The sequence below is a fragment of the Chryseosolibacter histidinae genome (assembly GCF_018598225.1).
In the GTDB taxonomy this organism is placed as follows: Bacteria; Bacteroidota; Bacteroidia; order Cytophagales; family Cyclobacteriaceae; genus Chryseosolibacter; species Chryseosolibacter histidini.
On record NZ_JAHESF010000031.1, the window covers coordinates 1 to 25,520 of the forward strand.

23 protein-coding genes and 1 tRNA gene are annotated in these 25,520 nt (G+C 49.5%); 8 read left to right on the forward strand and 16 right to left on the reverse strand.

What is annotated here, in order from left to right; all coding sequences use genetic code 11:
• Nucleotides 1–1,243, forward strand: a 1,243-nt coding sequence (locus KK083_RS23485; RefSeq protein WP_254168087.1) for an ABC transporter permease, incomplete at its 5' end; no start/stop codon positions are given.
• 76 nt (nt 1,244–1,319) lie between these two features.
• On the opposite strand, the gene KK083_RS23490 is transcribed toward KK083_RS23485, so the two are convergent.
• The 11 genes from KK083_RS23490 to KK083_RS23540 form a co-directional block, all read right to left on the reverse strand.
• Nucleotides 1,320–2,753: a TlpA family protein disulfide reductase gene (locus KK083_RS23490; RefSeq protein WP_254168089.1), complete on the reverse strand. Its 1,434-nt coding sequence runs from the start codon at nt 2,751–2,753 to the stop codon at nt 1,320–1,322.
• Nucleotides 2,754–2,930: 177 nt separating this feature from the next.
• A complete protein-coding gene (locus KK083_RS23495; RefSeq protein ID WP_254168091.1) occupies nt 2,931–3,344 on the reverse strand; it encodes a BrxA/BrxB family bacilliredoxin in 414 nt (137 codons plus the stop codon).
• A gap of 33 nt (nt 3,345–3,377) precedes the next feature.
• The gene (locus KK083_RS23500; protein WP_254168093.1) at nt 3,378–3,731 is read right to left on the reverse strand and encodes a DUF59 domain-containing protein; all 354 of its coding nucleotides are present in this window, start codon (nt 3,729–3,731) and stop codon (nt 3,378–3,380) included.
• A complete protein-coding gene (locus KK083_RS23505) occupies nt 3,728–4,162 on the reverse strand; it encodes a SufE family protein (protein ID WP_254168095.1) in 435 nt (144 codons plus the stop codon). Before KK083_RS23505 ends, KK083_RS23500 begins: the two co-directional genes overlap by 4 nt.
• On the reverse strand, nt 4,159–4,476 hold the full coding sequence (locus KK083_RS23510) for a hypothetical protein (RefSeq protein ID WP_254168097.1): 318 nt from the start codon (nt 4,474–4,476) through the stop codon (nt 4,159–4,161). Before KK083_RS23510 ends, KK083_RS23505 begins: the two co-directional genes overlap by 4 nt.
• Nucleotides 4,477–4,499: 23 nt before the next feature.
• Nucleotides 4,500–4,814 (reverse strand): hypothetical protein, encoded by a 315-nt coding sequence (locus KK083_RS23515; RefSeq protein ID WP_254168099.1) that lies wholly within the window; start codon nt 4,812–4,814, stop codon nt 4,500–4,502.
• Nucleotides 4,815–4,854: 40 nt separating this feature from the next.
• A complete protein-coding gene (locus KK083_RS23520) occupies nt 4,855–6,105 on the reverse strand; it encodes an aminotransferase class V-fold PLP-dependent enzyme (protein WP_254168101.1) in 1,251 nt (416 codons plus the stop codon).
• A gap of 2 nt (nt 6,106–6,107) precedes the next feature.
• Nucleotides 6,108–7,415: a Fe-S cluster assembly protein SufD gene (sufD, locus tag KK083_RS23525; RefSeq protein ID WP_254168103.1), complete on the reverse strand. Its 1,308-nt coding sequence runs from the start codon at nt 7,413–7,415 to the stop codon at nt 6,108–6,110.
• 12 nt (nt 7,416–7,427) lie between these two features.
• Nucleotides 7,428–8,183, reverse strand: a complete 756-nt coding sequence (gene sufC, locus KK083_RS23530; protein ID WP_254168105.1) for a Fe-S cluster assembly ATPase SufC — start codon at nt 8,181–8,183, stop codon at nt 7,428–7,430.
• 46 nt (nt 8,184–8,229) lie between these two features.
• Nucleotides 8,230–9,675 carry a Fe-S cluster assembly protein SufB gene (gene sufB, locus KK083_RS23535; RefSeq protein ID WP_254168107.1) on the reverse strand — a complete coding sequence of 482 codons (1,446 nt, stop codon included), beginning with the start codon at nt 9,673–9,675 and terminating at the stop codon, nt 8,230–8,232.
• Between the two features lie 183 nt (nt 9,676–9,858).
• Nucleotides 9,859–10,326 carry an Lrp/AsnC ligand binding domain-containing protein gene (locus tag KK083_RS23540; RefSeq protein WP_254168109.1) on the reverse strand — a complete coding sequence of 156 codons (468 nt, stop codon included), beginning with the start codon at nt 10,324–10,326 and terminating at the stop codon, nt 9,859–9,861.
• A 594-nt stretch (nt 10,327–10,920) separates the two neighbouring features.
• On the opposite strand from KK083_RS23540, the gene KK083_RS23545 reads away from it, so the two are divergent.
• From KK083_RS23545 to KK083_RS23560, 4 genes are all read left to right on the forward strand, one after another.
• Nucleotides 10,921–11,070, forward strand: a tRNA-Asp gene (locus tag KK083_RS23545).
• Between the two features lie 386 nt (nt 11,071–11,456).
• Nucleotides 11,457–13,136: an AMP-binding protein gene (locus KK083_RS23550; RefSeq protein ID WP_254168110.1), complete on the forward strand. Its 1,680-nt coding sequence runs from the start codon at nt 11,457–11,459 to the stop codon at nt 13,134–13,136.
• Between the two features lie 36 nt (nt 13,137–13,172).
• Nucleotides 13,173–14,237: a TolB family protein gene (locus tag KK083_RS23555; protein WP_254168111.1), complete on the forward strand. Its 1,065-nt coding sequence runs from the start codon at nt 13,173–13,175 to the stop codon at nt 14,235–14,237.
• 105 nt (nt 14,238–14,342) lie between these two features.
• Nucleotides 14,343–14,777 carry a tellurite resistance TerB family protein gene (locus tag KK083_RS23560; protein WP_254168112.1) on the forward strand — a complete coding sequence of 145 codons (435 nt, stop codon included), beginning with the start codon at nt 14,343–14,345 and terminating at the stop codon, nt 14,775–14,777.
• 163 nt (nt 14,778–14,940) lie between these two features.
• Here the strand turns inward: KK083_RS23560 and KK083_RS23565 are convergent, their stop codons facing one another.
• Complete coding sequence (locus tag KK083_RS23565; protein ID WP_254168113.1) at nt 14,941–16,323, reverse strand: sodium-dependent transporter; 1,383 nt, start codon at nt 16,321–16,323, stop codon at nt 14,941–14,943.
• A gap of 184 nt (nt 16,324–16,507) precedes the next feature.
• On the opposite strand from KK083_RS23565, the gene KK083_RS23570 reads away from it, so the two are divergent.
• The 3 genes from KK083_RS23570 to KK083_RS23580 all read left to right on the forward strand — a co-directional run bounded on the left by KK083_RS23570 (nt 16,508) and on the right by KK083_RS23580 (nt 20,380).
• On the forward strand, nt 16,508–17,944 hold the full coding sequence (locus tag KK083_RS23570; RefSeq protein WP_254168114.1) for a TonB-dependent receptor: 1,437 nt from the start codon (nt 16,508–16,510) through the stop codon (nt 17,942–17,944).
• Between the two features lie 96 nt (nt 17,945–18,040).
• On the forward strand, nt 18,041–19,210 hold the full coding sequence (locus KK083_RS23575; RefSeq protein ID WP_254168115.1) for a helix-turn-helix domain-containing protein: 1,170 nt from the start codon (nt 18,041–18,043) through the stop codon (nt 19,208–19,210).
• 99 nt (nt 19,211–19,309) lie between these two features.
• The gene (locus KK083_RS23580) at nt 19,310–20,380 is read left to right on the forward strand and encodes a hypothetical protein (protein WP_254168116.1); all 1,071 of its coding nucleotides are present in this window, start codon (nt 19,310–19,312) and stop codon (nt 20,378–20,380) included.
• Between the two features lie 143 nt (nt 20,381–20,523).
• Here the strand turns inward: KK083_RS23580 and KK083_RS23585 are convergent, their stop codons facing one another.
• The 4 genes from KK083_RS23585 to hppD form a co-directional block, all read right to left on the reverse strand.
• Nucleotides 20,524–21,930, reverse strand: coding sequence for an alanine/glycine:cation symporter family protein (locus tag KK083_RS23585; RefSeq protein ID WP_254168118.1), 1,407 nt, complete (start codon nt 21,928–21,930; stop codon nt 20,524–20,526).
• A gap of 112 nt (nt 21,931–22,042) precedes the next feature.
• Entirely contained in the window at nt 22,043–22,498 is a 456-nt protein-coding gene (locus KK083_RS23590; RefSeq protein ID WP_254168120.1) for a DUF1572 family protein, read from the reverse strand.
• Nucleotides 22,499–22,504: 6 nt separating this feature from the next.
• Nucleotides 22,505–24,235 (reverse strand): phospho-sugar mutase, encoded by a 1,731-nt coding sequence (locus tag KK083_RS23595; protein WP_254168122.1) that lies wholly within the window; start codon nt 24,233–24,235, stop codon nt 22,505–22,507.
• A 78-nt stretch (nt 24,236–24,313) separates the two neighbouring features.
• On the reverse strand, nt 24,314–25,408 hold the full coding sequence (gene hppD / locus KK083_RS23600; RefSeq protein ID WP_254168124.1) for a 4-hydroxyphenylpyruvate dioxygenase: 1,095 nt from the start codon (nt 25,406–25,408) through the stop codon (nt 24,314–24,316).
• Nucleotides 25,409–25,520: the final 112 nt, after the last annotated feature.

A 25,520-nucleotide genomic window follows, 5' to 3' on the forward strand; every position in this document is an offset into this window, starting at 1 on the left:
GCCCATGCTCGGCGCAGGCGCATTGATCGTAGGCTTCGTGGCAGGACTTTACCCGTCGTTCTACCTGTCGTCGTTCCGCCCTGCGCAGGTGCTCAAGGGAAATGTTAGCCGTGGAAGCAAAAACGCCGCTACCCGAAGTGTGCTGGTGGTTTTTCAGTTCACAGTGTCTATCGTGCTCATCGCGGGTACCTTTGTGATCAACCGGCAGATGAATTACATCCTGACCAAAAAAACCGGATTTGATAAAGATCAGGTTTTACTGCTTCAGGGTGCACACACGCTGCAGGAACAGATCATTCCATTCAAGGCAGAGCTTTTGCGTGTGCCGGGCGTAAAAAGCGCTTCCATCAGCGGATTTCTGCCGGTAGCCCACACCAGTCGCAACGGCAGCCCTGTCTGGCTCGAGGGGCAAACCAAAGAAGCATCGTCTGTGGGCTGCCAGCAATGGAGGGTTGACCATGATTATGCAGAGACATTGGGACTGAAGATCGTTGAAGGCAGAGACTTTTCTTATGCCATTCGCTCCGACTCACAGGCCGTTGTGATCAACAGCACCCTTGCGAAAGCGCTGAATCTCAAAAACACTGTAGGTGCACGTGTTACCAACGGCAGAAAAACCTATGACGTCATTGGTGTCATGGAAGATTTTCATTTCGAGTCGTTGAGGCAAAATATCGAGCCGCTGATGCTGGTGATTGGCCGCAGCCCGCAGACCGTGTCGGTAAAGGTGAGCACTGCAGACATGCCGCGCCTCATCGAAGCGGTGTCGGAAGTATGGAAAACATTCTCGCCGAACCAGCCCGTGCGGTATACTTTTCTTGATCAAAGTTATGCACGCATGTATGATGATGTAGACCGCGTGGGCAGGATCTTCAGCAGCTTTGCCGTGCTGGCCATCATCGTAGCCTGTCTTGGATTATTTGCGCTCTCTGCCTTTATGGTAGAACAGCGCAGCAAGGAGATCAGCATTCGCCTGGTGCTGGGAGCCTCCATCAACAATATCTTCAGCCTGCTCACCGTGAATTTCCTGAAGCTGGTTGTCATCTCGCTCGTCATAGCGGTACCCATATCGTTGTATATGGCGCAGGAATGGTTAAAAGATTTTGCCTACAGAACGGAGATCGGCTGGGACATATTTGTGTTTGCCGGTGTTGTGTCGCTGCTCATCGCCGTGCTCACCATCAGCTATCAGTCTGTTCGCGCCGCGCTAATGGATCCTGTAAAAAGTCTGCGATCGGAGTAGGATAGGAGGTACGAGGTACGAAATACGAGGTACGAGGTTAGTAGAGCATTGCGTACCTCGTATCTCGTACCTTGGATTATAGCGGTTTCTTCTTCTGTGCCGCCATCTTTTCGTAGTTGGCGAGGAATCCCTCGATCTGTTCTACATCGAGTCTGCGGGCGATGATCTTCTTCTTGTCGTCCGTGATGTAAACCGTGGGGGTTGTCTCAGCATAGTAGAGATTCATGAAATGAGTTTTCAGGTAGCTCCGGGGGCCGTTCACGGTGATCCATGGCGTTTTCATTTCCTTGATAAAATCCTTCATCTCCTGCATGGCTGTATCGGTGGAGACAGCAAAAACTTCGAGGTTAAAACGTTTTTTATTGGCGTTGTAAAAAGTCACCAGCTTAGGTGTTTCTTCACGGCAGTGGCCGCAGCTTGGTTTGAAAAAGTAAACGATGGTGTATTTGTTCTTCAGGTCGTACAACGCTTTCGGCTGCAGGTTCTGGTCTTGCATCACCAGGTTGGGGGCCGCGGTTCCAATGGTGGCCCTCCTGAGCTTGTCGGCATACTCCTTCATGTTCTGGATGGTTTTCTTGTCGAGCCAGTAGTCCATTTCACCGGAAGTGAAATATTTGTCGACAAGATTTACATACACCACATCCAGCCCCATGATGGTAGGGTTCTGATAGTTTACAACGCAATTCCAGACCAGGTATTTGTAAGTTTCCTGGTTCCTTTTAGCAATGGCTGCAAGGCTGTTGATCGCTTTTGTGATGGTGTCAGGATGTTGTACAAAAAGACGGTCGAGATAATCTTTTACTTTTTCCGCATAGAAGACCTTGGGTGTGCGGAGCATGGCTTCGTCGCCCAGGTCAAAATTGTCGAAATAATGTTGCCGGTAATACCGGAACTGGAAGGTTGAATCAATGTTGCCGTTGGCTTTCTTAGGCGGATCGGGCACATGTACAGGGGTATTCATTTTCAGCAACCGGGTGGTAAGTGTTTTCGGGTGCTGGCTGATGATCTGGTTGTTGTAGGTGTTGGCTTTGGTGTTGATCTTGTTCAGGCCTTCGCGTGCGGCTTTCTTCTGATCCTCGCTGAGGGTGCTGTCCTGAACTATTTTCACAAAAGGGTCGGCTTCTTTCTGAAGGGATGCAACGAACAGCATATTCTCGAAGAACAGCTTGTTGTCTTCATCACCTTTTACCACCATGTTTTTTATGAAGTCCTCCGTGGAAGTTTCCAGGCTAAAACGCTGGTTGGCGCTTACGATGAAGTCGAAGAGCCTGGCATTGTTCAGCACGAGGAAGTAAACGCCTTCTGCGAGGGGTGTGCGTCCTTCGAACAGGAATTCACCCTTGCTGTTCACTTTTGCGGTATCCTTAATGTAAGTACGTTCCTGCAAAAAGAAACCGAGATAGGCCGTGGTATCTTTCAGGCCTTGTACCTTGAAGCCGATCTTGTAGCCGGTTTGGGCAAAGAGACCTGAACTGATCAGGATCAAACATGTGATAGCCAGAATGCGCATGTGTTTTTTATCGGTTAAATACCTTTTATCCCACGAAGGTAAAAAGGCCCGGCCGGAAATTTAGCCGACGGTGTACCTTTTATACCGCGAACATTTGTTAAGAATTGTTAAATAACAAAAAAAGAAGGCCACATGACTGCAGCCTTCCCGATATCTGATGATGTCTAGGTCTGATGTTTAGCAATATTCGTCGAACACTTCAACGAGGTGAGCTCCGATCATCTGGGCGTTCCGTCCTTCAATGTGATGGCGTTCCACAAAGTGTAACAGCTCACCGTCCTTGAACAGGGCAATAGAAGGTGAAGACGGAGGGTAAGGTAATGTAAATTCTCTCGCCTTTGAAACCGCATCCTTGTCTACTCCGGCAAACACGGTTGCCAGGTGGTCAGGCTTTTTAGCTGAATTCTGCAGGGCCCATTTTACACCGGGGCGCGCAGCACCTGCCGCACAGCCGCAAACGGAATTGATCACCAGCAGCGTTGTACCTTTATGCTTGAGGTGGTCCTCAACGTCCTGGGAAGTTTTAAGTTCTGTAAACCCGGCACTTGTCAGATCGGCGCGCATCGGGGCTACTAATTGTTCAGGATACATAGTCGTTTATAAATTAACCAATTATATAACAAATTATAAAAATCCTAGTTCCAGCTTTGCCGCTTCGCTCATCATGTCCTGAGAGTAGGGCGGGTCAAAGGTAATCTCCACTTTCACATCATTGATCCCCTCAATGGCTTTTATTTTTTGCTCGACCTCGCCCGGTATTACTTCGGCCGAAGGGCAGGAGGGAGACGTCAGCGTCATGAGCACGTAAACATTGTTCACGGGGTACAGGTTGATCTCATAAATAAGCCCGAGCTCGTAAACATCCACGGGAATTTCAGGATCGTAGACTGTTTTAATGGCCTGGATCACCTTTTCCTTCAGGTCTGGCGCTGCCGCATCAGACGCTTTCTGTTCGATATTTTCTGCTGTTTCGCTCATGATTTTACTTCCATTTTAGTTTTGAAAGCCAGGGCATACAGTTTCATCTGTTTGATCATGGCCGCAAAGCCATTGGAACGTTGCGTGCCAATAAACCGTTCCATGCCGATCCGGCTCATGAAGTAGAGGTCTGCGTTCAGAACTGCTTCGGGTGTCTGCCCATTAAAGATCCTGATCAGCAGGCTTACCAGTCCTTTTGTGATGGCTGTATTGCTGTCGGCTGTGAAGTGAAGTTTATCGTTTTCAAGCTTTGCCGTGAGCCATACTTTCGATTGGCAACCTTTTACGATGTTATCGTCAGTCTTCTCTGATTCCGGCATATCGGGCAGCTTCTGGCCCAGCTCCATGATGTAGAAGACGGTCATTTCCATGTCTCCGTCAAGCAGGGAGAACTCGTTGATGATTTCGTCTTGTGTCTGGCTGATCGTCATTTGTAGACCACCTTTTCAAGTTTTGTTACCCTGTTGCCGAGGTCGGCGATCTGCTCCACTTTTTCAGCAAGCTTAAAGATCGCTCTTGTGTTTTCCACGGTTTGAAGATTCAGCTTTACCATTTGGTCTTCAATCCGGTCGGTTCTTTTTTCGAGGTTTCCCAGCTTGGTTTCCACGTTGTCCAGTCTGGAGTCCATAACGTCAAGCCTGGCAACAATACGGTCCTGGCCTTTGAGGGATTCAGCCAATAGCTCGAGGATCTTTTCTTCGTTTTTCATGGTGGAGTTGGTTTGGTAAGAAATGATTTCTTTCATGATCCCTGCCCGTTTGTCCATGTTTACTTAAGAACTATGTTCTCCAGTTTTGAAATTCGTTTCTCATGATCCACCAGTAGCTCTACCTTGTCTGATAGCTTGAAGATGGCGCGTGTATTTTCCGATGTCTGTAAGTTAAGCTTGACTATTTCGGAGTTAACCCGGGTCATTCCCGCGTTAAGCTTGCTTATTTCCGACTTCACATTGCTGAGGTCTTCTTTCACAGTGCGAAGCTCTTCAACCATATGGTCTTGTTTCAGGGCCATGTCGGCCAGCAATTCGAGGATCTTTCCTTCGTTTTTCATGGTGGAGTGGGTCTTGTTTACTATCAATTTCATGCTACTTGTGATTTTTTTCGGGACCGAAATCCTTTGACGATCACTTCATGAAATTAATAATTCTTTCCAATCCCTCAACCAGCTGGTCGATTTCCTTCTTTGTGTTATAAACCGAAAACGAGGCCCTTACAGTTCCTTCAATGCCCAGGCATTCCATCAGCGGCTGCGTGCAGTGATGACCCGTACGCACCGCAATGCCACGCGCATCCAGCATTTGCCCGATGTCGAAAGGATGAATACCCTGAACGGTAAATGATAAAACACCAACCTTGTCTTTCGCCTGCCCGATCACTTTTACACCTTTCAGCTTGGAGACACGCTCCGTGGCATATACCAACAGCTCGTGCTCATGCGCAGCAATGTTCTCCTTGCCGAGCTCGTTGATGAATTCCATCGCATGACGGAATGCCACCACATCGGCTATGTTAGGTGTTCCAGCTTCGAACTTGTAGGGGAGATCGTTGTAAGTAGTTTTTTCAAAGGTCACTTCCTTGATCATCTCGCCACCGCCCTGGTAGGGAGGCATCTTCTCGAGCAGCGCGCGTTTGCCATACAGGATCCCTGTGCCGGTGGGACCGAACATTTTGTGCGATGAGAGGCAGTAGAAATCACAGTCGAGGTCCTGAACGTCGATGGGAAGATGCGCGCCGGCCTGTGCGCCGTCGATCAGAATCACCGCGCCAGCCTCGTGTGCCAGCCGGATGATCTCTTTCACCGGGTTGATCGTGCCCAAACTGTTTGAAGCATGGTTCACGGCAACAATCCTGGTCCTGGGTGACAACAGGGTCTTGTAAGCTTCCAGGTTCAGCACACCGTCCTGGCTTACAGGAATTATTTTCAGCTTGGCCTTCTTCTCCTCACATACCAGCTGCCATGGTACAATGTTGGAATGATGCTCCAGGTTAGAGATGATGATCTCATCGCCCTCCTTGACAAAAGCTCTTCCGTACGTGGCGGCCACCAGGTTGATGCTTTCGGTAACACCACGGGTGAAGATGATCTCTTCTGCCGAGGGTGCGTTGATGAAAACCTTGGCGGTATGACGCGTTTCTTCAAACGCTTTGGTTGCCTTCTCTGCCAGCGTATGAATGCCTCTGTGAATGTTGGCGTTGTAGCCTGTGTAGTATCCCACCAGTGCATCGATTACCCGCTTTGGCTTCTGGTTGGTTGCTGCGTTATCGAAATAAACCAGGTCGCGACCGTTTACCTGCTGATGGAGCACCGGGAATTCGGCCCGGAGCTTTTCCACGTTAAGGGCAGCGGTTGCTGTTGCGGGTGATGAAGTAGCCATACTTAAAAGTTTTTATGAAGGCGGTCACTGATAACCGAATCGAGGTAGTCTTTCAGCTGCGGATGTTTTACATAATCGAGCACTTCACCCGCGAAGGCGTACAGCATCATGGCGCGGGCGGTGTCTTTGTTGATGCCCCTCGACTGCAGGTAGAACAGCGCTTCCTCGTCGAGCTGACCGGTGGTACATCCATGCGAGCACTTGACGTCGTCAGCCCAGATCTCGAGCTGAGGTTTGGTGTTCACTGTAGCCTTATCCGTGAGCAGAATATTGCGGTTGGCCTGGAATGCATTTGTTTTCTGAGCGTTTGGCCGCACGAATATTTTGCCATTGAAAATACCTTTGGAGCTCTCATCCATGATGCCCTTATACAGCTCGTTGCTGAACGAATTCGGCTTCTTGTGGTCAACCACGGTATGGTTATCGGCCAGTGTATCGCTGTTAAGCAGGTACAAGCCGTACATGTGCGATTCAATGCCCTCGCCATCCAGCGCCAGGTGCAGATTATTTCTGAAAAATTTACCCTGCAGGGTGAATGTGAACGTATTCACGCGGCTGGAGTTCTTCTGGAAGATCTCCGTGATGTTGTGCTGGAACCGGTTATTGAGATCGTGCTGTATGGAGTACAGGTCGAGCCCCGCATTCTCATCCACAAAAACTTCCGTTACCAGGTTCGTAAAATGATTGGCGCTGCCGGTTGAATCGAACTTCTCCACCACGGTAGCCTGGCTGTTTTTTCCGGCTACGATCAGATTGCGGTTAACCACAATATTTTCGCCGGCAGTAGCATTGCTGATATAGTAAATGATCACCGGAGTTTCCACAACCTTGTTATCAGGCACATGGATGAATATTCCCTGGTTCCAGGCAGCCGTGTTCCAGGCGGCCAGTGAATTGTTTCTGATGTCGAGGTATTTTGCAAAGTGCTGCGTTGCCACCGGATTTTTAGCAGCCAGCGCTTCGCCCAGCGACTGAATTTTTATCTCTGTTTCAGGAGAGATCACCCGGCTGTGCGCTTGTGAAAAAACGCCATCGATCATGACGATCACATTCGCATCAACACCGGGAATAAAAAATCTTTTTATATCGGCCAGCGGTCCGGATGCAGGGGAGGCAGCGAAGCTGAAATTTTTCTCAAGGTAACGCGCGATCGGCGTGTGCTTGTATTCTTCGTGCTTAGGTGCCGGCAGGCCCAGCTCCTGGAAAATCTGCAGGGCTTCGTTTCGCAGCGGGTCGGCCTTGACATTGATCTTTTGCTGAACTGCGGATACGATTTGTCCGGTAAGGTTATCTGTAGTAGTCACGCTCATGGCTTCAACAGGTTAAGCTACCGACACTTCGTCCTTGATCCAGTCATAACCTTTGGCTTCGAGCTCCAGCGCAAGCTCTTTGGTGCCAGATTTTACGATCTTGCCTTTGTAGAGCACATGTACAAAATCAGGAACGATGTATTCCAGCAGGCGTTGATAGTGTGTTACCACGATCACAGCATTGTTCTTTGACCTGAGCTTGTTCACGCCATTGGCTACGATCTTCAAAGCGTCGATATCGAGGCCTGAGTCGGTTTCATCGAGGATCGCCAGCTTCGGCTCGAGCATGGCCATCTGGAAGATCTCGTTGCGTTTCTTTTCACCGCCAGAGAAACCTTCATTCAGCGCACGGTTCAGCAGCGACTGGTCGATCTCCACCAGCTTCATTTTCTCTTTCATCAACCCGAGGAACGACACAGCATCCAAAGGCTGTTGGCCACGGTGTGTGCGGATCTGGTTCAGCGCCGTTTTCATAAAGTTGATGGTGCTCACCCCCGGGATCTCCACCGGATACTGGAACGCCAGGAATACGCCTTCGCGTGCCCTTTCATCGGGCTCGAGCGCCAGCAGGTCTTTGCCGAGAAACTCTACTTCGCCACCCAGCACTTCATATTCTTCACGGCCCGCGAGCACTGAAGCCAGCGTGCTTTTGCCGGAACCGTTCGGGCCCATGATGGCATGCACTTCACCAGCCTTTATCTCGAGGTTGATACCGTTCAATATCTGCTTATCGTCGATCTTCGCTTGTAAATTCTTTATTGATAACATATTCCTATCTCCAACTTTAAACTTTAAATCTTAAACTTCTAACTGTTTACCCCACGCTTCCTTCAAGGGTCAATGCCAGCAGCTTCTGTGCTTCCACGGCAAATTCCATCGGCAGCTGATTCAATACTTCTTTTGCATACCCGTTCACGATGAGGGCAACGGCCGATTCTTCGTCGATGCCGCGTTGTAAACAATAGAAGATCTGGTCTTCGCCGATCTTCGAAGTAGTTGCTTCGTGCTCGATCTTGGCCGATTTGTTTTCAACGTCGATATAAGGGAACGTGTGGGCGCCGCATTTGTCACCCATCAGCAGCGAATCGCACTGTGAGAAGTTGCGTGCTCCTTCGGCGCGTTTCATGATGTGAACCTGGCCGCGGTAGCTGTTCTGTGAATGACCGGCCGAGATACCTTTTGATACGATCCTCGATTTGGTATTCCTGCCAATGTGGATCATTTTCGTTCCGGTATCAGCCTGCTGGTAATTGTTGGTTACTGCTACTGAATAGAATTCGCCCACAGAGTTGTCGCCTTTCAGCACACAGGAAGGATATTTCCAGGTGATGGCCGAGCCAGTCTCAACCTGCGTCCATGAAATCTTGGAGCCATCGCCGGCACAAAGGCCACGTTTGGTTACAAAGTTGTAAATGCCGCCTTTGCCTTCTTTATCGCCGGGATACCAGTTCTGCACCGTTGAGTATTTCACCTGCGCATCTTTCATGGCATAGATCTCTACCACGGCAGCGTGCAGCTGATTCTCATCGCGCTGGGGAGCGGTGCAGCCTTCGAGGTAACTGACGTATGAGCCTTCGTCGGCAACGATCAGCGTCCTTTCAAACTGTCCGGTGTTCGCGGCATTGATCCTGAAGTAGGTTGAAAGCTCCATCGGGCAACGCACACCTTTCGGTATGTAGCAGAAGGAACCGTCAGTGAATACGGCTGAGTTCAGGGCAGCGAAATAGTTATCATTTACGGGCACTACAGAGCCCATGTATTTCTTAATGAGATCAGGATGTTTTTGAACGGCTTCGCTGAAGGAACAGAAGATGATCCCCAGCTCGCCGAGTGTTTCCTTGAAAGTGGTAGCTACGGAAACGCTGTCGATCACAGCATCAACGGCCACACCTGTCAGCCGCTTTTGTTCAGTCAGGCTGATGCCCAGCTTTTCAAAGGTTTTGATCAGCTCTGGATCTACGTCTTCCAGGCTTTTTGCCTTCGCGCTTTGCTTGGGCGCTGAATAGTAGATCACATCCTGGTAGTTGATGGGAGGATAAGTAACATTGGGCCATTTAGGCTCTTTCATTTTGGTCCATTGCCTATAGGCGCTCAAACGCCACTCAAGGAGCCATTCAGGCTCGTTTTTCTTGGCCGATATGAAACGGATAATGTCCTCATTGAGACCTTTCGGAGCCGATTCGGTTTCAATGTTGGTGGTCCATCCGTGCTCATATTCCTTGGATGTTAATTCCTCTAAAACCTGATTGTCTTTACTCATTCGTAGTCTATTTAGACTAATTTTAAATTAACTTACAAAGCTATAACAAAATGCTGATTTTAAGGTTCTCCCGGCCCTGTATTTACCAATAGAACTTTTCGAAATCGTTATAGACCACCTCTATAATCAGTACTAAAACCAGTTTTCTCATGCAGCCGTTTCAGCGGGCGTCTTTTTATTGATTCATTGAATCAGATTCAGGCTGCGGTCGAGGCTTTCTTCCAGCGAGATCATGGTCTCCGTTCGTTCGATGCCCTCAACCTGCTGTATTTTATCGTGAAGCACCTGTTTGAGATGGTTAGTGTCTTTGCAATGGATTTTCACAAACATGCTGTAATTGCCGGTTGTATAGTGGATGTTGGTCACTTCCGGAATGGCTTTGAGGGTGGCCATTACCTGGTCGTAAAGCGCACTTTTCTGTAAAAAAATGCCGATAAAGGCGGTGATATCATATCCAAGCTTGGCGTAATTGACCTTGAGGGTGGTTTTTTCTACGATACCTGCTTCCTCCATCTTATTCATGCGCACGTGTACGGTTCCGCCTGAAACAAAGGCTTTTTTGGCAACTTCTGTATAAGGCTTTTTGGCATCCTGCATCAAGATCTCAAGGATCTTCAGGTCGACATTGTCAACTTTCAAATTTTCGGCCATGACGAAATCTGGTTTTTGTTTAGTATTCAAAAATACTAATAATAATTAAAAAATATACAATTATTAGGTGGATTTATTGTTCCAATAGGTAGTGTTGATGTTACTTTGTTAAAGATTTTACAATCAACCGGACGCAAACGGCAGCCGGGATTCAAAAAAATTGAAATATTGATGGGTGTGGGTCCCGGTCGCTCGGGGTAACAGACACATCCTAGACACCGAAATAAATTGTAGGGTGTTGATCCCGATGGCTATCGGGATGGCAGACACAACCTCTCAAATTGAAAGATAATAAATTGTAGGGTGTTGAAATTGGCAGACAAGCCCTCCGGTCTCGAGGGTGGAGAGCACGGGATAAAGCATGCGCCCCGATCCTAGTACCGATTAAGCTACCGGACAGGGATCAGGTCATACCTAACCGCTCCGTGGAGGTTCGACCCCTTCCCCTACAGCAATTTTCCCGGCTTCATATCCGGGGCAAAGTCTCGGAACAGATGGTTTCAAGACCTCATCAACAATATTCATTGTAGGGTGGTGATCCCGATGGTTATCGGGATGGCAGACATACCGCCTGGTAAAGTGAAAACATAAAATTGTAGGGTGGTGAAATTGGCAGACATACCCTCCTGTCTCGGGGGTGGGGAGCAAGGGATAAACGCAGGATAACGGATTGACCACTAAATGTTCTTTTTCTGTCCTGTAGCTAACTTCCCCGTGGAGGTTCGAGCCCTCCCTCTACAGCCATGAAGTCCCGGTTTTCGGGACATGATTTATGACCAGATAGACGACCTGGTTTTTATAATTGTAGGATTGTTGCCCGATAGCTCATCGGGATGGAGACAAGCCCTTCTTTGTATCAGAAGGGTGGAGATGAGGAATAAAGTAAATTCCTGATCCTGATACACTAAACTACCAGGATCAGGTTTTACCTAACCACTCTGCGAAGGTTCGACCCCTTCTCCTACAGCAGCTCAGTTTAGGTTAATGAGTTATTAGAGCTACCCACTTTGTTATGATAGGGATCTGACGAAGTGGGTTTATTTTTTTACGGCTTTTTCCCCCGCCTATTGATTTGCTGGCAAACAATCGTTTGCTTTGAACTGACTAATTCATGCATTAATCTGCACCTTATGAAAGATTTTCCCTGGTATAAGAGTTATCCGGCAGGCGTCCCCAATGAAGTAAAGTTGTATGAATACAATTCTGTAACGGAGATCTTCGACGAGAGCTGTAAAAAATACAAAGACAAAATTGCATTCGAGAACATGGGCGCCACACTCACCTTCGCACAGGTGGATGAGCTGGCCCGGAACTTTGCCGCCTATCTTCAGCAGGATCTTAAACTTCAGAAGGGAGAGCGCATCGCCATACAGATGCCCAACCTGCTGCAGTTTCCCATCGCATTTCTCGGAGCCCTTCGCGCAGGCCTCATCGTTGTGAACACAAACCCGTTATACACACCGCGCGAAATGGAGCACCAGTTCAAGGATTCCGGTGCCGTTGCCATTGTGATCGTAGCCAACTTCGCCAGTAACCTTGAAAAGATCATTCAACATACACAGATCAGGCACGTGATCGTCACGCAGCTTGGCGATATGCTGGGAGGTTTCAAAGGTGCGCTTGTGAATTTTGTAGTGAAGAACGTGAAGAAGATGGTTCCTGCGTACAACCTCCCTGGCGCGATCTCCTTCAAACATGCGCTGAAGAAGGGCGCAGGCCTGCAGCTTCAGAAGCCCACAGTATCAGTCAATGACCTGGTGGTGCTGCAATATACCGGTGGCACTACCGGCATATCCAAAGGAGCGCAGCTGTCGCACGGCAACCTCATCGCGCACAACGCCATGATCCGCTACTGGTTTCAGCCATACATGCGGGCTGACAAGGAAGATATCATCATCACGGCCATTCCCATGTATCACATTTTTGCACTCACCGTCAACGGACTGCTGATGTTCAGCACCGGTGTGAAAAATGTGATGATCACCAATCCGCGCGACATGAAGGGATTTGTAAAAGAATTGAAGAAGCACAAGTTCACGATCATGACCGGTGTGAACACACTCTTCAACGGACTGCTGAACACACCCGGTTTCAAAGAGCTTGATTTCTCTCACCTCAAAGGTGCCGTAGGTGGCGCCATGGCCGTTCAGGATGTGGTGGCCAAACGCTGGAGAGAAGTGACCGGCTCACCGCTGTTAGAAGGTTACGGACTGAGCGAAACTTCTCCCGTGTTGTGCTGCAATCCGCTCGATGGCAAACACAGACCAGGCACCATCGGTATCCCCATGCCCAGTACTGAAGTGGGCATCTTCGACGACAACGGCAACCAGGTGCCACAGGGAGAGAGCGGCGAGATCTGTGCACGCGGACCGCAGGTGATGTCAGGCTACTGGAATAAAGACAACACCGGCGTCTTCTTCCCCGGCGGATGGTTCAGGACCGGCGACATCGGACAGATGGATAAAGATGGATTCTTCAAGATCGTGGATCGCAAAAAAGATATGATCAAGGTTTCGGGCTTTAATGTTTTCCCGAACGAGATCGAGAACGTGATCGCGGGACATCCTAAAGTGCTGGAAGTAGCAGCGATCGGTGTTCCGGATGCCAAGTCAGGTGAAGTGATCAAGGTCTTCATTGTGAAACGCGACCAGAGCCTTACGCAGGAAGAGATCCTGAAATTCTGCCACGAGAACCTCACCAACTACAAGGTGCCCAAACATGTGGAGTTCAGAAAAGAGCTTCCGAAGACCAATGTGGGCAAAATACTCAGGCGTGCCCTGAAAGAGCAGGAGTCCGTGGCCGCTGCCTGATTTTAATGTATCTTCGCCGCAAAGTTTATTGACCCCATGCTGAAGAAATTCCTGTTCGTTATCCCCGCTTTATTTGTTGCCAGCCTCTATGCTCAGGAGGCACCGTTGCAGTATTCGGAAGAAAAGCACCTGGCTAACATGCGCCAGCTTACGTTTGGCGGCGACAACGCTGAAGCCTACTGGAGCTTTGATAATTCGAAACTCGTGTTCCAGTCCAACAACCCGGCGTGGGGACTCAAATGTGATCAGATCTTTTTTACTTCCATAGCGGGCGACGACCTGGCCAACAAAAAACCACAGATGCTCAGCACCGGGCAGGGGAGGACCACCTGCGCGTACTTTCTTCCCGGAGACAAGACCATTGTGTATGCTTCAACTCACCTCGGCGGTGCGGAGTGTCCCAGAGAACCTGAACGCAAACCCGGGGGCAAATACCTGTGGCCCATTTACGACACGTACGATATTTTTGTAGCCGACCTCAAAGGCAAGATCCGTAAACAGCTGACGAAAGAAAAGGGCTACGATGCCGAAGCCACAGTTTCGCCCAAAGGTGACAAGATCGTTTTCACCTCCACACGCAATGGCGATCTCGACCTGTACACCATGAACATCGATGGCTCCGACGTGAAGCAGATCACGCACGAGCTGGGCTACGATGGCGGTGCATTCTTCTCTCCCGACGGATCGAAGATCGTTTTTCGCGCCTCACGCCCCAAAACGGAAGAGCAGAAGAAAGAATATCGCGATTACCTGGCACAAGGCCTTGTGGCACCTACCGAAATGGAGATCTTCATTTGCAACGCAGATGGCTCTGGCCTGAAACAGATCACAACATTGGGAAAAGCCAACTGGGCGCCGTTCTATCACCCTTCCGGGAAGAAGATACTATTCTCCTCCAACCATAAAGGCACACGCGGTTTTCAGTTCAACATCTTCATGATCAACGAAGACGGCTCCGGCCTCGAACAGATCACGTACGACGGTGTATTCGATTCATTTCCCATGTTCTCATATGATGGGAAGAAGCTCGTTTTCTCCTCCAATCGCAACAACGGCGGCACCAGGAACACCAATTTGTTTGTAGCGGACTGGGTGGAGTGATTGGTTGACAGTTGACAAAAAATACAATTGACAAAAGTTCGTTACCTTTACCTGGTGCATGGCTAACTCCAATGCCAAACGCCTAATTCCTTAATGCCTTAAATTATGATCGGATTTTTCGAACACCAGTACCTCACTTACAAGAAGAACCACATCAAGAACCTGATGGCGCTGGCCAAGATCGATGGTCATGTGCACCAGAAAGAAGAGAAACTTTTGTACAAGATCGGGAAGCGTTACGGCCTGAAGGAGCGGCAGGTGAAAGAGCTGATCGAGAGCAAGGAGAAGTACAAGATAAACGTGCCTGACAACCATAACGATAAAATGAACCTGCTGTATGATCTGCTGCTGATGATCTATGCAGATGATATCGTTGAAAAACAGGAGATCGAGTTCTTCGAGGAAGCCGTTAAGAAATTCGGCATGAAAAAGGAGACTGTTAAATGGCTGATCAATATTTTCAGGAAAGGCGCCCCTCCCCGGGGAGAAGAATGGGATGAGATCAAGAAAGAGGCGAAAGAGAAGTATTTAGCGAAGTAGTAATCAATCGGTCCACGGTCGACAGTCCACGGACCACAGCCGTGCAGTATTGCATCTACTTGTGGATTTACTCCGCATGCCGGTGGACCGTCGTCTGTGGACAGTGGACCTCATCCCAACTTGATTGATTCGAAGAAACTCCGAATCAATACTCCCTTTCGTTTCAGAGATTAATTGCGTCGAGTCCCCAGAACTTATCGATAATGATGAGCACTGACAGCACACCCAGCAACAGGGGACAGATCCAGGTGATGGTAAAATTGATGTAAGCCTGCGCGAATGATCCCGGGAAACCGGGGTTGCCCTGGGTGAGCTCCGCATTCATGTTGAAGAGCTTCCATCGCCCGATAATAAAAATGCACATGAGACATCCGCCGATGGTGAGTGTGATGTCGGTGAGATCCGCCACAAAGGTCAGGAAGTCGCGTTCCTTATAGAACATCAGTTTGTTCAGCGCCGGTACCGCACCAAAGCTCATTAAGCTGGGCAGGCCAATCAGAAAGATGACGCCACAGAGCACCCACACTACTTTTTTGCGGGGCCACTTTTTCTCATCCACAAAGTAGGCTACGGGCAGCTCCAGCAGCGAGATGCAGGAGGGAAGGGCGGCGAAGCACAACAACAGGAAAAATGCGCTCCCCACAATTCTGCCGATGACGGGACCCATGCCCTGGAAGATCTCAGGCATCACCATGAAGACCAGTGCCGGACCTTCTGCCGGAGATTGCCCCGCGGAAAACACCAGCGGAAACACCATGAGTCCTGCCAGGAAAGCCACGATGGTATCGGCCCACGTTACCACAGACGAAGCATAAACGATGTCTTCAGATTTCTTAACGTACGACCCATACGTAATGAGACCACCGATGCCCAGCGAAAGTGTAAAGAAGGAAAGCCTCAACGCATCGAATACGGTTTGGGCAGTGATCTCGCTGAAGTCGGGAATAAGATAAAAGCGGATCCCTGCCATAGCGTTGGGCAACGTAAGACTGTAGATGATAAGGCCTAACAGGATCAGGAACAGGGAAGGCATCAGGATCCGGTTTGCAGTCTCGATGCCTTTCTGAATGCCCCTGACCACAGCCCATCCCGTGAGCGCTAAAAATCCCAGGGCATAGAAAAAGTTATGTCCGATGTTGTTGACGAACTCCCTGAAAAAGGCGCCGTAGTCATTCGCTTCAAGCAAAGGTCCGAACGCCGTCTCGATAAAGTATCCGAAAGCCCATCCGGCGACAACATTGTAATACGAGAGGATAAAAATACCGCTGACCACACCGAAGAGGCCGAGCAGGCCCCATTTTTTTCCACCCAGCTTGGTGTAGGCGCCGTAGGCATCGGTGCCAGCAGCGCGGCCGATAGCGATCTCACCGACCATCACGGGGAAGCAGAACAGGAATATGCAGAGCAGATAAATGAACAGGAAAACCGCGCCGCCGTTCTGTCCTGCCAGGTATGGAAAGCGCCAGATGTTGCTTAAGCCTATGGCCGATCCGGTGGCAGCCAGGATAAAGCCGAGGCGCCCGGAAAAATTTCCGCGGTTAGACATTCAGAATGAAGTTGTTACGTTTTTATCAAGCGGAAAAGTAGAGCTTAAACTATAATTATCAAAAAACAGTTAGAGATATAGCGGTGAGCGATTGCCGTTTTGAAGGTTACCAAAATTTATTACACGCATAAAAGGTAAATAGAATCAATTCCCTAAATTAACCACGTTATCGTTAGGAAGGCTTATGGATGAATTCAGGAAACTAACAACACAGGAAAAAGCCCTTCGGATCAACCTCAGCAAAGCCATTTATGGATCGTTTGCAGAGATCGGCGCGGGCCAGGAAGTTGCAGCCAACTTTTTTAAAGTAGGAGGAGCCTCCGGAACAGTTGCCAAAACCATTTCAGCCTACGATATGAAGTTCAGCGACGCCATCTACGGCGTGTGCGACAGGTATGTATGCGAAGACCGCCTTTCCGGGATGCTCGATCATGAGTATGTGTTGCTGGCAGAGCGACTTCCGCATCGCATTGAAACAACCCGCTTTTTCGCCTTTGCCGATACCGTAGAGATCCTCAACTATGAGCGCACCAACCAGGGACACGGCTGGATGGGCCTGCGATTTCAGCTTACACCCAAGAGCGAACCCAACGAATGTGTCATCCACGTCAAGATGCAGGATAACGACCCGTTGCAGCAGCAGTTTGCGCTGGGTATTATCGGCGTGAATATGATCTACGGCTGTATGTTTGTGAGCGACCCGGAAGAGTTGCTCATGTCGTTACTGGACGGACTTACTGCACGAAGGATCGAGATCGATATGTTCAGACTCTCCGGCCCCGATTTTAAACATGTTGATAACCGCCTGATGGCCTTGAAGCTGGTGAAGAACGGCCTCACAAAAGCGGCCATGTTCGGGCCTTCCGGCGATGTGATGCAGCCTTCAGATGAGCTTTACAAAAAGCACGTGCTGGTGCTGCGCGGCAGGTTCCGCCCCGTAACACATGTCAACGTAGACATGCTGCTGACCTCCAGGAGACATTTCAAACACGAACCCGACGTAGACCGTAATAAGATCGTGCTCGTATCGGAGCTCACGCTGAATGACCTAAGCCCGGATGGCAAAATAGACGAGAAAGACTTTTTGCATCGTGCCGACATCATCTGCTCGCTGGGGCAGAACGTGCTCATCTCCAACTATTTCGAGCACTATCGCCTGGTGGACTACCTCTCACGGATCACCAAGGGAAAGAAGATCGGCATCACCATGGGCATCTATGCGTTGCAAAAAGTGTTCGAAGAGAAAACCTACGAGAACCTGCGCGGAGGTATCCTTGAATGTTTTGCGTCGCTGTTCGGCAGCAACGTGAAGCTCTACATTTACCCAGCGCTGCGAAAAGATTCCAATGAGCTGTTCACCCTCAAAGATTTTGAAAAGGAGCTTCCGGATAACCTGAAAAATCTCTTCCGTTACCTGATGGATAACAACAAGCTCGAAGACATCAACGACGCTTACGTGAAGCATCTTCACATCATCTCAGACAATGTGTTGGCCATGATCAGAAAGGGAGAGCCCGGCTGGGAAAAATTTGTGCCGCATAAAGTGGAGGAGGCCATCAAAGAGCACGGACTGTTCGATTATCCTTACGCTACGGAAGCGAAGCAGATCAATGCAGCTTGATAATGATCAATGTTCAATTGGTCAATTGATAGCCCTGTAACACCACTCCTTTGCCGGTTTTTTCTAATTTGCATGAGGTCAAGCTAAAGAAGCAGCATGTTCACCGTCATCATACTGGGCCTGAGTGCTGGAAGCGTTTTTCTACTCTCTTTTATTTGTTTGGTAAATCCGGGCAAGGCTAACGGCATCGCTAACCGTTGGCTCAGCGCGTTCCTGTTTTGCTTCGGGCTTACACTTCTGGCCGACATCGCGTATACCCTTAAACTTGACACACAGTATGTGCGTCTGACGTTGCTTTCGGAGATCACGCGGTTTGCCATGGCCCCTGCGTTGTACCTGAGCGTGTCATACTTCACGGCTGCAGACAGAAAATTCAGAAAAGCAGATTTGTGGCACTTCGTACCCTGCTTACTTTTCGCGATCAATTGTTTGCCGGCGTTAGCTCCGGGCTTTTCCGGTCCGTTGCTGCTGAACCGCGCTGCTGTATCGTTTCCTGTGATGGCGCCGTATATACGCAACTTTATGTTCCTGGTGATCAAGCTCCAGGTAATCATTTATTGGATTGGTGCTTACACAAGGTTGATTCGCCATCGGAAGAATGTACGTCTCATATATTCATCGCCGGCGCCAGTAGAGCTTCAGTGGCTGAAATATTTTCTGCTGGGCCTCCTGTTCATGGTACTGTTGTGGTTCAATGAAGTGTTTTTTCACTTTGCGTGGATGGAAAGCTACAGCCCGCTGGGTTACCTCACAGCCATCTACTTCATCAGCTACTTCGCCCTACACCAGCGTGAGATCTATGCGTTTCCTGCCCGCGCGGTCGAAGATATAGGCGAGATCATTCGTGAAAGTAATTACAAGGCCAGGCAGGAACGGGTGGCGGCAGACAAAATTGAGGCATTGAAAACCCGGCTTGTGCTGATAATGGAAACTGAAAAGTGCTTCCTCGATCCGGAGCTGGGCTTACCGGCGCTGGCAGAGAGAATGGACCTGTCTTCTCATGAGCTGTCGTATGTGCTTAACAACGGGTTCGGCAGTACTTTCTTTGATTTTGTGAATGGTTACAGGGTTGAGCAGGCCAAGATGCTGCTGCAAAGCGATCGGCACCGGCACCTGAGCATGATAGGCATTGCCTATGAGGCAGGCTTTAATTCCAAAACAACCTTCAACACCACTTTTAAAAAAGTAACAGGATTATCACCCACAGCGTTTAAAAAGGCCGCTGCAACAGGCGAGGGGCTTCAGCATAGTCCTTCGATAACCTGAAAAATCTTCCAAAACACGTTCCGTTGTATCCCGTGGAACACCGGGTGCGGGCATGCTTCTTACTTTTCGGCCATACTTATTTCAAATGTTATGAAAGATATGGCTACAATTCCCCTGCACCACAAGATCCTGTCATGCCTGCTGGCTGGCGTGGTAAGCGGGTTTAGTTTTCACCGCATCGCCAACAGGTTCGCCGCTCACTGGATACCTCCAGCTATCATGGCCCTGCTTGGACTGATGCTTATTGCAGGTGCATTGCTGTATGTTCCTGTATGGCAGCGACGGGAAAATCGACAAACAATAGATTCTGTATCTACCCTTGCTTTCTGGCAGGGTGTGATCAGGTTTGCGCTGGCCTTCGACCTGTCCATGTTTGGCTGGCAGAAGATCGCCGGTGGATTCCAGTTCTTTACGCCCATGGCCATGCTCGATGAACCCTTCAGCACCTTGTCGCTGGAGTGGCTCACCTGGAGTTATTTCGGGCGATCGTATCCGATGATCGTATCCGTCGCCATTTTTCAGATCGCCGGTGCCTACCTGCTGCTTTTCCGCAGAACGCGGCTGATCGGCATTTTCATCCTTCTGCCGGTGCTGCTGAATATTTTGTTGATCGATATTTTTTACAAACTTCATCCATGGGTGGCTATTCACGCTGTTGTTCTGATAACCGCTATTGTGTACCTGTTGCTATCGGAGTACGACCGGCTGAGGGCGTTTTTTCTAAGCAGGGACGGAGGAGATCTTCCTGTGGTCAGGTTGAAAGGCAGTACCAAGAATGTTTTGCGGATCGCGTTGGTGATAACGCCCATGCTACTGATCATACCCTATAAAATTCGTAACAGGACGCCTGAGATCATGGGCAAGTATGTTGTTCAAAAGATCAGCATCAACAATGAAGACAGAACTGCTGACATGTACTGCGATAGTGTGCTGACCGTTGTTTACTTCGACGTGGCCAATGAATGTGTTTTTGAATTTCGCGATTACCGTCAAAGAACATTCGGATCATTTGACCATCAGTCGCAGGGGCAGTTGCAGATATCATGGAGACATCCGCAAGGCATTTCGCCAATGGAAGGCACACTTTCTCTTGCTGGCGGGCGGAGATGGAAACTCTCCGGAAAAACGGGCAACGATCTCTTCGAAGCTGATCTCGAGAAAGTTAAATAACAGTAGGCAGTAGGCAACTTCAATAGCTTTCAGCTATTGAACAGTAGGCAATAGGCGTGAATAAATATCATGTTCGGTCTCTATTCTGGATTTGGCAACGGTTACTTGTAAATTTCCCGTATCTTTTGCCTACTGCCCTTTGCCTACTGCCTACTTTTGCCTCTTACTTCTTTTTCAAAATAAGTTTTCGCTACACGCATAACCTTCGGTGCCAGCTCTATAGCGGAGATCATCGTGGGAATGGCCATCAACGCAAAAGCGATGTCGATGACGTTCAGCACCAGATCCATGGAGGCAATGGCGCCGAGCGTGATGGTGGCCAGGTAGAAGTAATCGTACCACACGCTTTTTTCGTAGCCGATGAGGAATGACAATGCCTTTCTGCCGTAATAGCTGTAAGAGAACAACGCACTCACAGCAAACACCACAGTACACAGGAGCAGTACAACGTTACCACCATTCGGAAGCGCGGCACTGTAGGCAAGCGACGTGAGCGTGATGCCATTGGCGCCAGGCGTTTGCCATACATCGGTTACCAGTATCGCGAAAGCTGTCAATGAGCAGGAGATCAGCGTATCGATCACGGGACTCAGCATCGAGATCAGACCTTCACGCACCGGCTCCGTGCTTTTCGCCGCGCTCATGGCCATGGGAGCGGTGCCAATACCAGCCTCGTTGGAGAACGTAGACCTTCTTACACCCAGCATGATAATACCGCCCAGCACACCACCCAAAAACGGATCGCCGTGATAATGTTCTGCGGCAAATGCATCGGTGAAAACCAGGCCCACATAGTAGGGGATACGGTCTGCAAAGCTGATCAGGATGATCATCACTGAAACAAAGTGAAGAACGATCATGACAGGAACCAGTCGTCCGGCCCAGTTACCAATGCGTTGAATGCCCCCAACGATCACGATGGAGCAGAACGCCGCAAGGCATACACCGATGATGAGCTTGGTAAGACTGACAGATGAATCTCCCACCGTAAAGAAAGCCTCTTCAAACCCCAGAGGTTTCAGCCCGATGTCGAGAAGCGCTTGCACGAGCTGGTTGGCCTGGAAGATGGGCAGTGATCCCATCATGGCGCAAAGGCAGAAGAGCACCGCGAGTGGTTGCCATTGTTTTCCAAGCGCTTCGCGGATCACGTACATCGGACCGCCCTGCAGCTCGCCCGTGGAGTCTTTGCCGCGGTACATGCTGGCCAGCGCGCTGGTGAAGAAGTTCGTGGACATACCGATAAGTGACGTAACCCACATCCAGAAGAGTGCGCCGGGGCCTCCCAGTGCGATCGCTGCGGCCACGCCGGAGAGATTGCCTATACCCACCGTTGAGGCCAGGGCTGTTGACAAGGCCTTATAAGCGGAGATCTGACCCGGAGCGTTGGGATCATCTTTTTTACGGAGCAACCCAATGGCGTGAAAGAAATATTTGTATTGAATGAAGCGTGAGTAGAACAGGAAGTATAATCCGCCTCCGATAATGAGAAATAATACCGGCCACCAGACAAGACCAGCAGTAGCGGCAAGGAACTTATTGAGTGATTGCAAGAGATCTAGCTTAAAGTGCTAATGTAGGGAATATTGTCCATGGTCCATAGTCGATGGTCCATGGACGTTCATGCGATGTCACACTGCTCTGCGATGGACTATAGACCATCGACTATCGACCGATAAGTCGTCTATGGTAATTGATCTGCCCCAGATGATATCCCAAATGAGCCAGCAAATGGGTCAGGAAGAACACCGTGGTCATCGGGTAACCCAACACTTCTTCGGGGTACATCTGCCGGATCGATTCGTCATCCAGCTTCCTGAGTGTGGCCGACACCACAAGTTTGGTCTTCTGTATTTCGTTGAGAAGTTGTGCCCTGGAAACGTCACGCGCAGAAAACTCCAGGGGACGGTTTCGCTGGTAGCCCGAATGACCCAGCTGTTCGCCAATATATTGCTGAAGATTGCCACAGAGGTGCAGGCATAAATTTCCTCCCGGGTTCTTGATATCACCTTCAAGTTTCCAGACAGAAGCTTCATCCGGGTACTGTTTGATCTCCGCCTCGAGCTTGTCGAGCTCCCGTTCAAACAGAAAAACGAATGATTCGATGAGTGTATTTTTCATAGTCCCTCAGGCCAGCAGCTCGCGCTCGATGCCTTTGATCTTCTCTTCCAGCTGCCTGTTCACCTGCTCGAAATCGCGGGCTGAATTGAGTTTTGTGTTTACGCTGATGTAGAATTTTATTTTCGGTTCTGTTCCCGAGGGCCGCACAGAGACCTTGCTTCCGTCTTCCAGGTAAAACTGCAGCACATCCGATTTCGGGAACGACAATGATGTTTCTTTTTTGCTGATCAGGTCTGTCTCTTTCAGGGTCTTGTAATCCAGCAGCCTGGTTACGCGGCTTCCATTGATCTGTGCCGGCGGATTGTTCCTGAACTTCTCCATCATGGCCTTGATCTCCTGCTCACCCTGCTGGCCTTTGCGCACCAGGTTCACAAGGCCTTCCTTATAGAACCCGAATTCCACATACATATCGATCAGCCAGTCGTACATCGACTTGTTCTCGTCGGTGGCATTGGCGGCCATGGCAGCGAAGAACGCGCAGGCGGATACTGCGTCCTTGTCGCGCACAAAATCGCCCACCATATAACCATAACTTTCCTCACCTGCAGCGATGAAACGTTTTTTGCCTTCCAGCTTGCCCATCAGCTCTGCAATGTATTTGAATCCCGTAAGGGTGTTGTAGCATTCCACACCGAGGCGTTCGGCCATCGCATCCACAAGCTCCGTGGTAACAATGGTTTTGGCAATGTAAGTGTTGCCGGTATTTTTCAGATTCTTCATGATGAAGTACATCATCAGACTAAAGGCCTGGTTCCCGTTCAGCAGAATAAACTCGCCGTCGGCCTTACGAACACCGATGCCCACGCGGTCGGTGTCAGGATCTGTAGCCATCACCATCGTTGCGCCGGCAGCTTTTCCTTTTTTGATCACCAGCTCCATGGCAGACTGCTCTTCCGGGTTGGGCGATTGCACCGTGGGGAAATTGCCATCAGGTGTCTTTTGCTCTTCCACAACCTGGATATTGGCAAAGCCGATCTGCTTCAGGCATTCCGGTACCATGGTGATGCCGGCACCGTGAAGACTGGAGTACACCAGGGGAATGTTCTTGTGACGTGCGATGGTCTCCTTATTCGGGATGAGCTTCTTCACTTCCTCGTAATAGGCAGCCTCCACTTCAGACCCGATGTTATGGATCAGTGCCTTATTTGCGTTGAACTTCACCTGCTCAAACGAGGTGATCCTGTTCACTTCTTCAATGATATTTTTGTCGTGCGGCGGGACAACCTGCGCGCCACCGGCCCAGTACGCTTTATAACCATTGTACTCTTTGGGATTGTGTGATGCCGTGATCACAATACCGGAGTGACATTTCAGATAACGAATGGCAAATGAGAGCAGGGGAGTGGGCCTCAGCTCGGCGAAAACATGCACGTGGATGCCGTTGGCCGAGAGCACATTGGCTGTGACCTCCGTAAAGAACCGGCTGTTGTTACGGCTGTCATGCGCAATGGCCACTTCTATACGTTCGCCGGGATAAGTTTTCAGCAGGTAGTTGGCCAGGCCCTGTGTGGCGATGCCAACGGTGTACTGGTTCATGCAGTTTGAGCCGGCGCCCATAACACCGCGAAGCCCGCCCGTACCGAACTCGAGGTCCTTGTAAAAGCTGTCGATCAGCTCTTTGGTGTCAGGCTTTTCCAGCAATGATCTTACCAGTGCCTTTGTTTCGCTATCGATCGCAGGGCTGTTGATCCAGCTTTTGGCTTTTGTCTGAACCTGTTCTAAAAGTGCTTCGGCCATATGTCTGTTATTTGAGGTCGTAAAAAAATAAAAAAGCCGGGTCAATACAAACCCGGCCGATGAAAGTATGTTGAGATATTATAAATTTCCACGCAAAGCCTGCTCACGTTCAATGGATTCGAAAAGCGCTTTGAAATTTCCCTTGCCGAAAGATTTTGCACCATTGCGTTCGATGATCTCGAAAAACAGGGTTGGCCTGTCCTGAACAGGTTTTGTAAAGATCTGGAGCAGGTAGCCTTCTTCATCGCGGTCGATCAGGATATTCAGTTTTTTAAGTTCTTTGAGGTCTTCGTCTATCTTCCCGACACGATCCAGAATATCTTCATAGTAGTTATCTGGCACATATAAAAATTCCATGCCACGCCGGCGCAGCTCACCCACCGTGTGAATGATGTCATCAGTGGCAATGGCGATGTGCTGTACACCGGGGCCGTGATAAAAATCGAGGTACTCTTCGATCTGCGATTTTTTCTTTCCCTCCGCCGGCTCATTGATAGGGAATTTGATATAACCATTTCCATTCGATACCACTTTCGACATCAGCGCGCTGTATTCTGTGGAGATGTCTTTATCGTCAAAAGTTACAAGCAGGTTGAAGCCCATTACTTTTTCATAGAAACCTACCCATTCGTTCATTTTTCCCAGCTCCACGTTGCCTACACAATGATCGACATACTTCAGGCCGATGGATTCGATCTTCGCGTTGGTTTTGCGGGGCTTGTAGCCGGGAAGGAAGGGGCCCTTGTAATTTTTTCTTTCCACAAAAGTATGGATGGTGTCTCCGTACGTTTTGATCGATGACATCACCACTTCGCCAAATTCATCCTTGCTCACCTGGGGCTCATGGGCGGCTTCGGCTCCGCGCGATGTTGTTTCATAAAAGGATTTGCGCGCATCGTCTACCCAGAGGGCGAGAACCTTTACGCCGTCGCCATGTTTCTGCACGTGCCTGGCGATCTCCGAATCTTTCTGCAGCGACGTAGTAAGCACCAGTCTGATCTTGTTCTGCTGCAGCACATACGAAGCACGGTCGCGCACACCGGTTTCAGGCCCTGCATAAGCGATGAGCTCAAAGCCCATACAATGCTGATAGAATAATGCCGACTGTTTGGCATTGCCGACATATAATTCGATGTGGTCAGTGCCGTTGATGGGCAGAAAATCTTCTTTCATATTGTAGTGTTTGCATGTAAAATTAGAGCTTGTACCGCAATGAAAGAAGCGTTAAAAAGGAACTTCTGTGAAAAGCGGAGCCGTGAATTTTTATTTCCTCGTACCGGGATTT